Raw genomic sequence first — 14,243 nt, 5'->3', positions numbered from 1 at the left:
GGCGCGCTAGCGCGCCGGGCTCCGCGGCTCAAGCGCGGGCGCTATAGCTACGCCGTTGCCTGTCCGCCTCGTAACGCCGCATCAGGCGTTCGAACTCGGCGTAGGACAACTGCACCGCCTGCTGCACCTGCTGCTTCACCGTGGCCGCCGCGCCGGCGGTAACGGTGATGTGCGGCGCAAAGGTGACGTTCATCCCGCCGCCGGCGTTCTTGGCCGGCGCCTTGGCCGCCGCGCCGCCCTGTTGCAGGCGTTGCAGCTGCCGGGCGCGCACTTCCGCCTGGGCAGACACCGAGACGCTGGCCGTCACTTCCGCGCTGACCCCGCCGCGCTTGCCCGCCGGCTTGTTGAAATCCACCTTGGGCGGCCGCGACGGCGGCTGGGTAGCCGCAGGCGGAGGCGCGGCGGGCGGCTGCTTGGCCTTGCCGGGCATGGGCGCGCCGTGGATGGCGTTGCCCACCTTGCCGCCGGCCCATTCCCCAGCGTATTTGCCGGCGAAGTGGCCGATGACCCCACCCACCAAAGTGCCGACGCCGGGCAGGATCATGCTGCCGATGGCCGCTCCCATCGCCGCGCCGCCTATGGAGCCGCCGGCCTTGCCGCCTATCTTCCAGTACTCCTTGTTCTTCTCTGTCTGGCTGCGGTTGGACTTGCCGACGTTCCAGGCTTCCTGGCCGGCCTCCATCACCGTGATCACCGAGCCGGCGATGCCGGCCTTGAGCAGGCCGCCGGTGCGCTTGAACACTTCCTTGCCGATGCCGAGGCCGGCCTTGGCCACGCCAACCCCCGCCTTCAACAACGGAGCCGCCCGCTGGGCCGCCGCCCTGGCCAGCTTGGCCGCGCCGCTGATGCCGCCGCGCGCCAATCCAGGCAGGCGCTTCATCCCGGCGCCGATGCGGCTCGCCGCCGAACCCGCCGCCTTGGCCGCGCTCTGCGCGCCGGCCTTGGCCTTGCCCGGCAAGCTCTTGAGCCAATCCCCGGTTTTCTGCACGCCGCCGCGCAGCATGCCCGGCACCTGCTTCAGCGCATTGCCCAAGCCTTTGATTCCGGCCTTGGCCAAGGCCGCGCCGCGGCGGAACAGGTCGCCGATCCCGCCCGGCAAGCCTCGCCCCTTGGGCAAACGCCGCGGACGCGGTCCCTGTTTGGGTCTGGGCTGTGGCTTCGGCCGTAGCTTGGGCCTGGGCCGCCGCTCCTTGCGGCCCCGCTCCCGCTGCTCGTTCTTTTTCTCCTTATCGCGCTTGTCTTCCTTTTTGCGCTCGTCCCGGTCCGGGTCCATGCTGTCGCCGGGCTTGTCGATGTCGCGCGTGACCGGCTGGCAGCAACAGCAGCAGTTCTCGGGCTTGGCCTCCATGCAGTCGCCCGGCTTGTCGGCCTGGCTCTGGGTGGCGCCCGGCTTGTCTTCCTTGAACCATTCGCTGCCGGCGGCCCACAGCTTGGTCAGCAAGCCGCCCTTGGTGTCCTGATAGCTGCGCAGCGATTTGCCCACCTTGTCGCTGATCTCGCCGGCCTTGGTCGCGCCGTCCTCCAAGGCCTTCACCGAACCGAGCAGGCTTTCCACGCTGGGCAGCTTGCCGCGCAACAGCGGATTGAGCTTGCCGTGCACATAGCGCAGCGCCTTGTTGCCCAGGCCTTGCGACAAGGTCTTGTGCACGGTGCCGGCCGCCTTGGCCACATCGCGGCTGATGCCGCCCACCTTGTCGTTGAATTCGATCAAGGGCGTGGCGTCCGGCGCCGGCAGGCCTTGCAATAGGCGGATGGCGGAGCGTATCTTGCCGCCGCCGCCGGCCTTGCCCTTGGCCGCCGTACCGCCCGGCTTGCCCGACGCGGCCGCCTTGGCGCCGTCTTCTTTCAACAGCGCCTCGCTGGCGGCGGCGATCTTGGCCAACACATTGCCCGGGGTATCGGCGTAACGGCGCAGCGCCTGACCCACCCTGGCGGCGCCCTTGGCGACGGCGGCGCCGCCGTCGCGGGTGCTTTCCAGCGCGCCCAGCATGGTGTCCACGCTGGGCAGCTTGCCGCCCAGCAAAGGATTGAGCTTGCCGTGCACATAACGCAGCGCCTTATTGCCCAGGCCTTTGGACAGGACTTCGTGGGTTTTGCCGGCGGCGTCGGACAACCAGCGCGAGGACAGCTGAACAGCGTCGGCCACGCCTATCCATCGCTGGATGCCGGGCGTGCGCAGACGCTTGAGAGTGGATTCGAGATCGGGGGGCGCGTCTTTGGCTTTGTCGTCGCCGTCGCCGCGGGGTGTCGGCCGTTTTGGGCAGGTTGGCGGGCGAGGATTGCAGGTGGCGTCTTTTTGCCGCTCCTGGCTTTCCAGCACCCGCTGTTCCACTTCGATCACCGCCTTGACCTTCACCGAGGCCTGCAGCTCTACGCGGCACTTGGCCACCAGTTCGCTGACCTGGGACACGCCAGGCAGGGCGAGCTTGACGCCCTGGCCGCGTTTGACGCTGCCCAGCCAGGCGTCGTGCCGCTGACGCAAACGGTCCAGCGTCAGCTCCAGCTTGTGGTGGTCGCGCTCCAGCTGCGGCAGATCCAGCGCGGCGAAAGCCTTGCGGGAACGCTCCACGCTGTCGCTCAGCTCGCGCTGGCGATCGCGCAGGCGCAAGCTGGTCTTGCCCAGTTCGTCCAAGGAGGCGCGCGCGGAGCGGAAGGCGTTGTCGAAGACCCCGGACAGCGTCGCTCCCACCTTAAGACCGATGAAAAACTCGCTTACCATGGTGTTAGCCTGTGTGTATGAGGGGAAGGGCCGCCACACCTACTCCGGCGGCTCAGGGTGGGGCCGGCGGCCGTCCTGACGGACGGGCCGGCCCCGGGCCGCACGGACGCGCGGCGCAGGAAAAATCAGTCACGATCCAGCCACTGCTGTTCGCGCTCGTGACGGCGCTGGATTTCACGCTCCGCCACCTCGCACCAGAACCAGTAATCGTCCATCGCCAGCGCGTCGATTTCCGACGGAGGCAGCCCAAGCACGGTCAGCAGCGCTTCGTCGAAATCTTTAAGCGTCGTCGGAGACGCCCACCATGTCGCGAAAGCAGTCCGCCAGCGCGCGGCTGTCGGCGATGTCGAGCTGGTCGATGTCTTCCAGGGTCAGGCCGGTCATGCGCGCGAACAGAAAATCCTCCTGGTCGGCGTCGTCCTGGCTGTGATGGCTGGCGGCCTTGAGGTCGGCGCGCTTCAGGCGGCTGATTTCCAGGCTGTCCAGGCGTTCGCCGGCGGCGTTGGTGAACGGGTATTTGAGTTTGATCTTCATGGGAGCTCCTTGTCGCGGACTGCGTGGTTGATGAGCTTCATTGTCCGGTTTACGGTCCGGCCGGTCTGTTAAAGCCCTTTAGGGAAAGGCTTGAAAGCGCCAGCCGGCTTGCCTGCAAACTGAATCGCCGTGGCTCCGGCGGACCCGGCCAATCCGGGTCCACCTTCACGGAAACGGGAGCGTGCCGACAAGCCGGCCGGCGGCCGGCCCTTCATCAGCCGCCGATGTTGCGGCGGTACAGTTCCAGCATGTCGTTGCCGCCCACCCGGAAGATATTGGCCAGGTAGTCCAGCTCCAGCACATCCTCGCCGTCCACTACCTGCTTGATGTAGGTGGCGGAGAAGGAGGAGCTGAAATCGGCGTTTTCATGCTGTTTGTAAGTACCCAACGGGTTCTTCTTGAACATCACGGTCAGGAAGGTCACCAGGCTGACCTGCTGCAGGCGACCCTGCGCGCCGTAGGTCTCGATGCTGGAACGGGCCTGCAGCTGCACCGCCTGGAACGGATTGGCGATGATCTTGGCTACGTCCTTGTACAGCGAGTTCCACTTGATCTCGCCCTCCAGCTTGTCAAAACCGGCCGGCAGCTCGATCTTGCCCACCATGCCCAGCGCCTTATGCTCCTGCATGATGGCGGACACGTCCGGCAGCTTGATCTCCTCGGCGCGACCCAGCAGCGAGTTGCCGTTGATATAGATGTTGGCGTTGGTGATGCGGTTGATTTCAATCTTGCCTGCCATGATCAATTGCCTCCCTTCAGGCTCAACAGGTATTCCGAGGTGATCTCGGTTTCAAAGGTCAGACGTTCCAGCGGCGGCGGCACCGTGTACTTGTAGCTGATCAGCAGGTGGCCGGCGGCCAGCTCGGTTTCCGGATTGCGCGCCGTGTCGAACCAGGCTTTGAAGCCCAGCAGCGCGCCGTCGCCAATCAGCTTGCGGCCGTAGCCGTTCACCGATTCCACCAGCGCGTCGATGGTGGCCTGGTTCAGCGGCATATCGATGAACTGCTGGCTGAAATAGCGAATCGACTCATTGATCACGTCGCCGGTGCGGCGCACGTTCTCGAAGTTGCGCATATGGCTGACGGTGGGCCAGGCGGCGGTGCGGTTGCCCCACAGACGGAAGCCGGAGCCAAAGCTGGAGAACACCGTGGTGATGCCCTGCTCGTTCAACAGGTTCACCTCGGACTGAGGATCGTCGATCATCGCGGTCAGCTGACGCTCCACGCCGATGACGCCGGCCAGTTCCTGGTTGGAACTGGACCACCAGAAGCCCTTGTCGTTGTCCACCTTGGCGCGCAGGCCGGCGGCGCGGGCCGACAGCGGCTCCAGGCGAGTGTCGTTGGTGGCCGGGTCATATACCTTGACGTGCGGATAGCACAGGCGCACGCGGTCGCTGGACGTGTTGAAGTTGATACCGCCGGCCGGGCCGCGGCCGGCTTGCGCCTGGGCGAAGCTGGTGCCGATCGGCGCGTCGACATAGGCGATGGCGTCCAGCTTGTCTGCCATGGCGGCCATGGCGCTGGCCACCGAGTTCTGGGTGCAGAAGCCTGGAGCGATCAGCAGCTTGGCGAAGAAGCCAAAGCGGTTGTAAGTGTCCTGCAAGGCCTTCAGACCGGTGCGGTTGCCGGCGGCGTTGACCGCGCCGATGATGTCGGCGGCGGTGATCTTGCTCGGGTCGGCGTAATCGTAGCTGACCTTCAGCACCGCGCCCGCGGCGATGGCGCCGTCTTTCACACGCGTAATCTTGCCGTTGACCGCGTCCAGCAGGTAGTCGGTCCCAAGCGCGTAAGCGGTGGCGCCGTCGGCGCTCTTCACCGCCACGTTCAACAGCGCCGCCTTGGCGGTTTTGCCCTGGCCGGTGGCCGCGTCCAGCGTCACCGCCTCGCCGGCCACCGCGGTTTTATGCACGGCAGGGTCCAGCACGTTGATCACCACCACGGTGCCGGCGCCGTGATCGTAGATCGCGTTCAGCGCTTGCGGGATGGTGAAGCCGGCCAGTTGCGGGCCAAAAGCCGCCGCGTCTTTTTCCGACAGGCACAACACCGGGGTATGGGCTGCCTCCGGCGCCGTCGGCGCGGTGCCGATCAGGCCGATCACCGCCGATTTGACGGTGCGCACCGGGCGCGCGCCGCGTTCGACTTCAATGGTTTCCACGCCATGCAGATAATTGGCTGCCATGCTCAAGCTCCTTGTTCAGCGCTAGGGGACGTCGATGCCGTCGCCGCTTGCGGCAACGGGCTCAGATGCTGCAAGGCCAACAGCATGCGGGTGTAATCGTGCTGTTCCGGCATCTCCACCTCAGCGCCGGGAAACAACATGATTTCCTGGCCGTCGGCCAGAGTGACGCCGCTGATCGGCCCGGAATACAAGTACTTCATGACTGCTCCTCCTTAGTGACTGCGGTTAACACAGGCTCATGCCCCGGGGCCGCCTCCGCCACCTGCAAGGTGTCGGCGGCCAGCGAAATGGCGTAACGGGCGATACCGTCGCTGAAGCCCAAAAAGGTTTCGCTCAACAGGCAGGCGGGTCGGCAATCCGGCGCGGGGAATCCCAGACAGGCACTCCGCGCCGCGTCCAGCGCTTCCGTATCGTTGAGTTGCGCGCTGGCGCGCCGCAGCAGCAGCGTCAGCTCCAGCTGCAGCGTGCGCTGCTGGCAAACTCCGGCTACATCGCGAGGCAAGGCGAATTGGCTGCCGCGGTAGCTCAACAAGAGCGCGCCTTGCGGATGTTCAAGCCGGTAATCGGCCGGAGCGGCGCAATGCTCGACGCTCAATGACGGCAAAGCGCCGCGCAAACGCGCCAACAGCGCGTCAACAATTTGGGAAGTGCTGGCCACGGGCGGGCTCCTGGACATCGAGGGAAGACAGGCGAGATCACTCGCAATAACGGTTGCCGACGGCGCCTGGCCATCGAACGAGGGCAAGGATGCGCCACCAGGGTCCTGGCGGTCTTTTAACGCGCTTTACAGAAAAGCGGCCGCCGACGTCCCCGGCCGGCGCTGACACGCGTCATCCGGGCCCCGCGCGCGAAGGCGACGATAATCTCCTTCATCGACACCGCGCCAAAGGACAACGCCATGCAAGCACGCTTTCGCAGCAAAGGACCGGAACTGCTCGTAGATCTGGCCCAACACGTTGCCATGACGCTGAAGCAGCTCGCCAACACCGAGCAGCAACAAGCGGAGCAATTGGGCCAGGAAATCGCCGAGCGCATGGCCAAGCACTGGGGCGGACAGAACATCTATTTCCCCATCGGCCTGTCCTATAAATCCTCCCAGCGCGACCAGCAGATCTACAGCGAATTCACCGGCGGCAACCACGCCGAGCTGGCGCGTCGTTACGGCGTCTCGCTGCAATGGATCTACAAAATCATCAAAACAGAACGCCAACGGGAGCAGGAACAACGCGCCAGCCTGGCCTGCTGAGCACCCGCCCTTCTGGTCGCGCCAATGCAAAAAGCCGCTCATCCGAAACCGGAGAGCGGCTTTTGTCGTGCAAATTTTAAATAATATTGAATTAATAAACGGCTGATTTGTAACTTTTATAGATATTTACTATTAAACTCAGCTTTAACATATTAATTTTTTGCTGGAATCAAACTGGATACCGCCTATACCTAGAAGGCCACACCGCCACAGCGGCCGCCAGAGCCGTTGGGAACAAGCTTATTCGATCAAACGGGGTATTCATATGAAACAAGCAGCGTCGCTTGCCACCATGGCTTGCCTGTTGCTGTCGTCGGTCGCACTGGCCGACGGCGGCGTCATCATCTTCAGCGGCCGCATCGTCGAGGCTCAATGCCCGCTGGCGCTCGATGCGCCCAGCCGGCTCAATGGCCCCAGCCGGCTGGAAGTCGGCAAATGCAAAGCACCGGTTCACATCCAGGCCCTCGCGGCCAACGGCGAGAACCTTCTGGTACGCGCCAACGCCGACGCGAAATCCAGCAGTCAGGCCACCGCCAACGGTTACGACCTGGATCGCAGCGACAGCCAACGCAGCTTCAGCATCGCCACGCCCAAAAATAGCCAGCGCGGCCAGTTGGTCGTCAGTTACTACTGAGCCCTGCAAACGCCAAAGCCTCCCAATGGGAGGCTTGTTGTAGCGCCGTCTCAGCAGCACCAACGCAAAAGCCCAGCTCGTCTGAGCTGGGCTTCGCAATCGGGCGTCTGGCGGTGTCCTACTTTCACATGGCGAATGCCACACTATCATCGGCGCTAAGGCGTTTCACGGTCCTGTTCGGGATGGGAAGGCGTGGGACCACCTCGCTATGGCCACCAGACATAAACTGGTACAAACTGGAAGAAGCCTAGGTTGATACTCTATCAACCCACATATATTCGGTATTCAATTGTGTCGCACACCCACACCTCGTCGCTCAGTCTCCCAAGCCACTCAAATGATAGGATCAAGCCTCACGAGCAATTAGTATCGGTTAGCTTAACGCCTCACAGCGCTTCCACACCCGACCTATCAACGTCCTGGTCTCGAACGACTCTTCAGGAGGGTCAAGCCCTCAGGGAAGTCTCATCTTCAGGCGAGTTTCCCGCTTAGATGCTTTCAGCGGTTATCTCTTCCGCACTTAGCTACCCGGCAATGCGACTGGCGTCACAACCGGTACACCAGAGGTGCGTCCACTCCGGTCCTCTCGTACTAGGAGCAGCCCCCGTCAAACTTCCAACGCCCACTGCAGATAGGGACCAAACTGTCTCACGACGTTTTGAACCCAGCTCACGTACCACTTTAAATGGCGAACAGCCATACCCTTGGGACCGGCTACAGCCCCAGGATGTGATGAGCCGACATCGAGGTGCCAAACACCGCCGTCGATGTGAACTCTTGGGCGGTATCAGCCTGTTATCCCCGGAGTACCTTTTATCCGTTGAGCGATGGCCCTTCCATTCAGAACCACCGGATCACTATGTCCTGCTTTCGCACCTGCTCGACTTGTCGGTCTCGCAGTTAAGCTACCTTTTGCCATTGCACTATCAGCACGATTTCCGACCGTACCTAGGTAACCTTCGAACTCCTCCGTTACACTTTGGGAGGAGACCGCCCCAGTCAAACTGCCTACCATGCACTGTCCCCAATCCGGATCACGGACCAAGGTTAGAACCTCAAACACACCAGGGTGGTATTTCAAGGACGGCTCCATGAGAACTAGCGTTCCCACTTCATAGCCTCCCACCTATCCTACACAAGTCTGTTCAAAGTCCAATGCAAAGCTACAGTAAAGGTTCACGGGGTCTTTCCGTCTAGCAGCGGGGAGATTGCATCTTCACAAACACTTCAACTTCGCTGAGTCTCAGGAGGAGACAGTGTGGCCATCGTTACGCCATTCGTGCGGGTCGGAACTTACCCGACAAGGAATTTCGCTACCTTAGGACCGTTATAGTTACGGCCGCCGTTTACTGGGGCTTCGATCAAGAGCTTGCACCCCATCACTTAACCTTCCAGCACCGGGCAGGCGTCACACCGTATACGTCCACTTTCGTGTTGGCACAGTGCTGTGTTTTTGTTAAACAGTCGCAGCCACCGATTCTCTGCGACCTCTCAAAGCTCCTCCCGCGGGGGATTCACTCTAAGAGGCATACCTTCTCCCGAAGTTACGGTATCAATTTGCCGAGTTCCTTCTCCTGAGTTCTCTCAAGCGCCTTAGAATTCTCATCCTGCCCACCTGTGTCGGTTTGCGGTACGGTTCTTATGCAGCTGAAGCTTAGTGGCTTTTCCTGGAAGCGTGGTATCAGTCACTTCAGGTCCGTAGACCCTCGTCATCACGTCTCGGCCTTAAGGGAAGGCGGATTTGCCTACCTCCCCAGCCTACCGGCTTAAACAGACTATTCCAACAGTCTGATGACCTAACCTTCTCCGTCCCCACATCGCACTGCATAAAAGTACGGGAATTTTAACCCGTTTCCCATCGACTACGCTTTTCAGCCTCGCCTTAGGGGCCGACTCACCCTACGCCGATGAACGTTGCGTAGGAAACCTTGGGCTTTCGGCGAGCGGGCTTTTCACCCGCTTTATCGCTACTCATGTCAGCATTCGCACTTCTGATATCTCCAGCATCCCTTACGAGACACCTTCTCAGACCTACAGAACGCTCCCCTACCATCTGCACTTACGTGCAAATCCGCAGCTTCGGTTATCAGTTTGAGCCCCGTTACATCTTCCGCGCAGGACGACTCGACCAGTGAGCTATTACGCTTTCTTTAAATGATGGCTGCTTCTAAGCCAACATCCTGGCTGTCTAGGCCTTCCCACTTCGTTTACCACTTAACTGATCATTTGGGACCTTAGCTGGCGGTCTGGGTTGTTTCCCTCTTGACGATGGACGTTAGCACCCACCGTCTGTCTCCCATGCTCGCACTTTCCGGTATTCAGAGTTTGCCATGGTTTGGTAAATCGCAATGACCCCCTAGCCATAACAGTGCTTTACCCCCGGAAGTGATACATGAGGCACTACCTAAATAGTTTTCGGGGAGAACCAGCTATCTCCGAGTTTGTTTAGCCTTTCACCCCTATCCACAGCTCATCCCCTAGTTTTGCAACACTAGTGGGTTCGGACCTCCAGTGCGTGTTACCGCACCTTCATCCTGGCCATGGATAGATCACTCGGTTTCGGGTCTACGCCCAGCAACTAAAACGCCCTATTCGGACTCGGTTTCCCTACGCCTCCCCTATTCGGTTAAGCTCGCTACTGAACGTAAGTCGCTGACCCATTATACAAAAGGTACGCAGTCACGGAACAAGTCCGCTCCCACTGTTTGTATGCATCCGGTTTCAGGTTCTATTTCACTCCCCTCCCGGGGTTCTTTTCGCCTTTCCCTCACGGTACTGGTTCACTATCGGTCGATCATGAGTATTTAGCCTTGGAGGATGGTCCCCCCATCTTCAGACAGGATTTCTCGTGTCCCGCCCTACTTATCGTACGCCTAGTCCTTGGAATGTGTTTTCGTGTACGGGGCTATCACCCACTATGGCGGTCCTTTCCATGAACCTTCCACTAACACAATCCATAACACGTACAGGCTCTTCCGCGTTCGCTCGCCACTACTAACGGAATCTCGGTTGATTTCTTTTCCTGCAGCTACTTAGATGTTTCAGTTCGCTGCGTTCGCCTCCTCGTGCCTATGTATTCAGCACGGGATCTCCTTGCGGAGGGGTTTCCCCATTCGGACATCGCGGGATCAAAGCTCTATTGCCAGCTCCCCCGCGCTTTTCGCAGGCTTACACGTCCTTCTTCGCCTATGATCGCCAAGGCATCCACCAGATGCACTTAGTCGCTTGACCCTATCATTTCAGTAACCTGGATCACTAAAACAACAAGTTGTGTTTGTGCGACGACTACACCGCCCCTTTTGATATGGCGACGTAGCCTAGATACAATCAAATACCCAAGATGACGATCCAGCCAATGAAGAGTTAACTCCATCGTCCTTCTCGCCGTCTTTATATATTCGGCTTCTTCAGTTTGTTAAAGATCAGTGCGTTTAAACAACGCGATCACAGTACTCATTAAGCACTCTGATCGCGACACTCAAACTCGCGAATAACCGATAGGCTGTAAGTACTCGATCAACAACCTTCTCTAGAAAGGAGGTGATCCAGCCGCAGGTTCCCCTACGGCTACCTTGTTACGACTTCACCCCAGTCATGAATCCCACCGTGGTAAGCGGCCTCCTTACGGTTAGCCTACCCACTTCTGGTGAAACTCACTCCCATGGTGTGACGGGCGGTGTGTACAAGACCCGGGAACGTATTCACCGCAGCATGCTGATCTGCGATTACTAGCGATTCCGACTTCACGCACTCGAGTTGCAGAGTGCGATCCGGACTACGATCGGTTTTATGAGATTGGCTCCACCTCGCGGCTTCGCGACCCTCTGTACCGACCATTGTATGACGTGTGAAGCCCTGGTCATAAGGGCCATGAGGACTTGACGTCATCCCCACCTTCCTCCGGTTTGTCACCGGCAGTCCCATTAGAGTGCCCAACTTAATGATGGCAACTAATGGCAAGGGTTGCGCTCGTTGCGGGACTTAACCCAACATCTCACGACACGAGCTGACGACAGCCATGCAGCACCTGTGTTAACGCTCCCTTTCGGGCACCACCACATCTCTGCGGCGTTCGTTACATGTCAAGACCAGGTAAGGTTTTTCGCGTTGCATCGAATTAATCCACATCATCCACCGCTTGTGCGGGTCCCCGTCAATTCCTTTGAGTTTTAACCTTGCGGCCGTACTCCCCAGGCGGTCAACTTCTCGCGTTAGCTTCGCTACCAAGGATTCAAACCCCCAACAGCTAGTTGACATCGTTTAGGGCGTGGACTACCAGGGTATCTAATCCTGTTTGCTCCCCACGCTTTCGTGCATGAGCGTCAGTGTCATCCCAGGGGGCTGCCTTCGCCATCGGTATTCCTCCGCATCTCTACGCATTTCACTGCTACACGCGGAATTCTACCCCCCTCTGACGCACTCTAGTCGTGCAGTCTCCAATGCCGTTCCCAGGTTAAGCCCGGGGCTTTCACATCAGACTTGCACAACCGCCTGCGCACGCTTTACGCCCAGTAATTCCGATTAACGCTTGCACCCTACGTATTACCGCGGCTGCTGGCACGTAGTTAGCCGGTGCTTATTCTTCCGGTACTCTCAGCCCCAGTAGGTATTAACCACTGGGATTTGCTCCCGGACAAAAGTCCTTTACAACCCGAAGGCCTTCTTCAGACACGCGGCATGGCTGGATCAGGCTTGCGCCCATTGTCCAAAATTCCCCACTGCTGCCTCCCGTAGGAGTCTGGGCCGTGTCTCAGTCCCAGTGTGGCGGATCATCCTCTCAGACCCGCTACTGATCGAAGCCTTGGTGAGCCTTTACCCCACCAACTAGCTAATCAGACATCGGCTGCTCGTATAACGTGAGGCCTTACGGTCCCCCACTTTCCCCCTCAGGGCGTATGCGGTATTAATCCGGCTTTCGCCGAGCTATCCCCCATTACACGGTACATTCCGATGCATTACTCACCCGTTCGCCACTCGTCAGCGGTGCAAGCACCCTGTTACCGTTCGACTTGCATGTGTAAAGCATGCCGCCAGCGTTCAATCTGAGCCAGGATCAAACTCTTCAGTTCAATTCCAAGCAAATTTTCTGGCACGCAAGATCAAAGAAACATCGAGACATTTCTCGTCTTGCAGTGCAAGTGTTTGGTCATCGACCGAGCACTTACACCTATCGGTTATTCGTTCTGTTAAAGATCAGTGCAGATCGCTGCGTTTCGTTTCCGGCGCTGCGTTGTCTGCTGAGGAGGTGAAATATACGTTACTGGCCTTGCTCCGTCAACACCTATTTTGGAAAAAGATTGGGTTTTTAAGATATCAAAACATAAGTCAATGATTTCAATAAGAATCATACCGATAGAATTTTACAAGAACTTTTAGGCAAGCAAGAAAACAAGGCTTCCCGGCTGGTTGTCGCCCGATGATAAGCTGCGAAAGCGGCCGGATTTTCTCGGTTTTTTCTGAAAATCCCGCTTTCCGGCAAATTATTCGAAGCAGACTTTATGCTTTAGGCATTAATTGTTAAGCTGAGCGCATCCCTTCGCTCAGGAAACGTCCATGCAGCAAACTTTGCGTCAAAGATTAGAGGGACTGCCCACGCCGTTTTACGCCTTGATGCTGAGTGATGTGTTGAGCGGGCTGGCGATGGGCGCCGGTTACGTCGCCATCAGCTGGTGGGTGGTGCAATCCGGCGGCGCGCGCGATATGGCTTGGTTCGGCTCGATCACAGCGCTGGTGATGTTGCTGTCGCTGCCGCTGACCGCGCCCTTGGGCGACCGTCTGCCCAAGAACCGGCTGATAGGCGGCGGCATGCTGCTGGCGATGTTGAGCGCCCTGCTGTTGGCGCTGATGGCGGCCATGGGCTGGTATCGCATCGGTTGGGTGATTGCGGTGGAGTCGCTGGCCATGCTGGCCTGGTCCATCGTGCTGCCGTCCATGCTGAGCATCGCCGCCGAGATGGTGCCGGCGGCCAGACTGGGCGATGCGCTGTCCTTGCAGAAAAGCTCGCAGTCGGCGGGCAATCTGATCGGCCCGGTGCTGGGCGGCGGTTTGATGGCGGCGACCAGCCCCACCCTGACTCTGCTGGCCTACGCCTGTCTGCTGGTGGTGGCCGCAGCGGCCTCCTTATATGTGCGCGTGCCGCCGCGCGCCGCGGACGCCGTGCGCCAGCCTTGGCTGGAGGATATCCGCAGCGGCCTGTACGCGCGCTGGCGCATTCCGCTAGAACGCTATTGGACCTTGGCGGTCTTCGTCACCCTGGTGGCCTTCATGCCGCTGGTGACGACTCTGCTGCCGGTCAAGCTGCATGCGCTGGGCTTGTCCGCCGCCTGGCTGGGCGGTTGCGAGGCAGCGATCAGCGCCGGCATGTTGCTGGGCTCGCTCTGGTTCACTCATGTCTTGCTGCGCCGCTTCAGCCGCTACCAGGCGCGCACCATCGGCATGGTGGTCTGCGGCGTATTGATGCTGGTAGTGGCGATCAGCGACAACCCTTGGGTGATCCTGACCTGTTTCGCGGTGATGGGGCTGATGTTCGCGCTGAACCAGCTGATAGGCCAAACTCACCGCACGCTGGCGGTGCCGGAGAATTACCGCGCGCGCTTTTCCGCCATCAATGTGATGCTGGTGAAGATAGGCTCGATGCTGGGGCCGGCGCTGGCCGGAGCGCTGCTGCATGTGCTGCCGCTGGACCGGGTTTATCTGATCTTCGCGTTGCTGCATTTGGCCACCGTGCTGCCCATGCTGCTGTTGCCGGGCTTGAAGGCTTTCCTGGAGCTGGACCACGAGGAGGTGAAGGATTGGTATTGGCGGCATCACCCGGAGGCGTTCCGCGATTTGGCAGCCATGTCAGCCGCCGCCAAGCCGGCCTGTGAGACGCGCTGAGACGGATGCAAAAACGGCGGCCATCGGCCGCCGTTCGCGTTTCTATATATAAGGAG

At 59.9% G+C, this 14,243-nt stretch carries 10 protein-coding genes and 3 rRNA genes; 3 read left to right on the top strand and 10 right to left on the bottom strand.

What is annotated here, in order from left to right; all coding sequences use genetic code 11:
* Positions 1-28: 28 nt before the first annotated feature.
* From GYH29_RS24270 to GYH29_RS24245, 7 genes are all read right to left on the bottom strand, one after another.
* Positions 29-2,719 carry a hypothetical protein gene (locus tag GYH29_RS24270; protein WP_161524525.1) on the bottom strand — a complete coding sequence of 897 codons (2,691 nt, stop codon included), beginning with the start codon at positions 2,717-2,719 and terminating at the stop codon, positions 29-31.
* A 125-nt stretch (positions 2,720-2,844) separates the two neighbouring features.
* Entirely contained in the window at positions 2,845-2,973 is a 129-nt protein-coding gene (locus GYH29_RS25080) for a GpE family phage tail protein (protein ID WP_191186169.1), read from the bottom strand.
* 25 nt (positions 2,974-2,998) lie between these two features.
* On the bottom strand, positions 2,999-3,253 hold the full coding sequence (locus GYH29_RS24265; RefSeq protein WP_019101636.1) for a phage tail assembly protein: 255 nt from the start codon (positions 3,251-3,253) through the stop codon (positions 2,999-3,001).
* 214 nt (positions 3,254-3,467) lie between these two features.
* Entirely contained in the window at positions 3,468-3,992 is a 525-nt protein-coding gene (locus tag GYH29_RS24260) for a phage major tail tube protein (RefSeq protein WP_043592621.1), read from the bottom strand.
* A 2-nt stretch (positions 3,993-3,994) separates the two neighbouring features.
* Positions 3,995-5,431, bottom strand: a complete 1,437-nt coding sequence (locus GYH29_RS24255; RefSeq protein ID WP_043639095.1) for a phage tail sheath subtilisin-like domain-containing protein — start codon at positions 5,429-5,431, stop codon at positions 3,995-3,997.
* Between the two features lie 2 nt (positions 5,432-5,433).
* Entirely contained in the window at positions 5,434-5,631 is a 198-nt protein-coding gene (locus GYH29_RS24250) for a hypothetical protein (RefSeq protein ID WP_043639092.1), read from the bottom strand.
* The gene (locus GYH29_RS24245; protein WP_161524524.1) at positions 5,628-6,089 is read right to left on the bottom strand and encodes a Gp37 family protein; all 462 of its coding nucleotides are present in this window, start codon (positions 6,087-6,089) and stop codon (positions 5,628-5,630) included. The genes GYH29_RS24250 and GYH29_RS24245 overlap by 4 nt, the downstream gene beginning before the upstream one ends.
* Before the next feature lie 240 nt (positions 6,090-6,329).
* On the opposite strand from GYH29_RS24245, the gene GYH29_RS24240 reads away from it, so the two are divergent.
* On the top strand, positions 6,330-6,677 hold the full coding sequence (locus GYH29_RS24240) for a Mor transcription activator family protein (protein WP_019103893.1): 348 nt from the start codon (positions 6,330-6,332) through the stop codon (positions 6,675-6,677).
* A 265-nt stretch (positions 6,678-6,942) separates the two neighbouring features.
* Positions 6,943-7,311, top strand: coding sequence for a hypothetical protein (locus GYH29_RS24235; RefSeq protein ID WP_141113190.1), 369 nt, complete (start codon positions 6,943-6,945; stop codon positions 7,309-7,311).
* 105 nt (positions 7,312-7,416) lie between these two features.
* On the opposite strand, the gene rrf is transcribed toward GYH29_RS24235, so the two are convergent.
* From rrf to GYH29_RS24220, 3 genes are all read right to left on the bottom strand, one after another.
* Positions 7,417-7,531: ribosomal RNA gene (gene rrf / locus GYH29_RS24230) — 5S ribosomal RNA — on the bottom strand.
* A gap of 122 nt (positions 7,532-7,653) precedes the next feature.
* Positions 7,654-10,542 (bottom strand): 23S ribosomal RNA (locus GYH29_RS24225).
* 302 nt (positions 10,543-10,844) lie between these two features.
* Positions 10,845-12,380, bottom strand: a 16S ribosomal RNA gene (locus tag GYH29_RS24220).
* The 16S, 23S and 5S rRNA genes sit together here, the layout of an rRNA operon.
* A 484-nt stretch (positions 12,381-12,864) precedes the next feature.
* Here GYH29_RS24220 and GYH29_RS24215 point away from each other — a divergent pair.
* Positions 12,865-14,187, top strand: a complete 1,323-nt coding sequence (locus tag GYH29_RS24215) for an MFS transporter (RefSeq protein WP_161524523.1) — start codon at positions 12,865-12,867, stop codon at positions 14,185-14,187.
* Positions 14,188-14,243: the final 56 nt, after the last annotated feature.

This window comes from Chromobacterium haemolyticum, assembly GCF_009936155.1.
Lineage (GTDB): Bacteria > Pseudomonadota > Gammaproteobacteria > Burkholderiales > Chromobacteriaceae > Chromobacterium > Chromobacterium haemolyticum.
Note: the sequence above shows the minus strand (reverse complement) of the source record. Positions and strands in the feature narration are given on the sequence as shown.

Coding starts and splice junctions, on each gene's coding strand:
- GYH29_RS24270 (WP_161524525.1), bottom strand. CDS start 2,719: ATGGTAAGCGAGTTTTTCATCGGTCTTAAGGTGGGAGCGACGCTGTCC.
- GYH29_RS24265 (WP_019101636.1), bottom strand. CDS start 3,253: ATGAAGATCAAACTCAAATACCCGTTCACCAACGCCGCCGGCGAACGC.
- GYH29_RS24260 (WP_043592621.1), bottom strand. CDS start 3,992: ATGGCAGGCAAGATTGAAATCAACCGCATCACCAACGCCAACATCTAT.
- GYH29_RS24255 (WP_043639095.1), bottom strand. CDS start 5,431: ATGGCAGCCAATTATCTGCATGGCGTGGAAACCATTGAAGTCGAACGC.
- GYH29_RS24250 (WP_043639092.1), bottom strand. CDS start 5,631: ATGAAGTACTTGTATTCCGGGCCGATCAGCGGCGTCACTCTGGCCGAC.
- GYH29_RS24240 (WP_019103893.1), top strand. CDS start 6,330: ATGCAAGCACGCTTTCGCAGCAAAGGACCGGAACTGCTCGTAGATCTG.
- GYH29_RS24235 (WP_141113190.1), top strand. CDS start 6,943: ATGAAACAAGCAGCGTCGCTTGCCACCATGGCTTGCCTGTTGCTGTCG.
- GYH29_RS24215 (WP_161524523.1), top strand. CDS start 12,865: ATGCAGCAAACTTTGCGTCAAAGATTAGAGGGACTGCCCACGCCGTTT.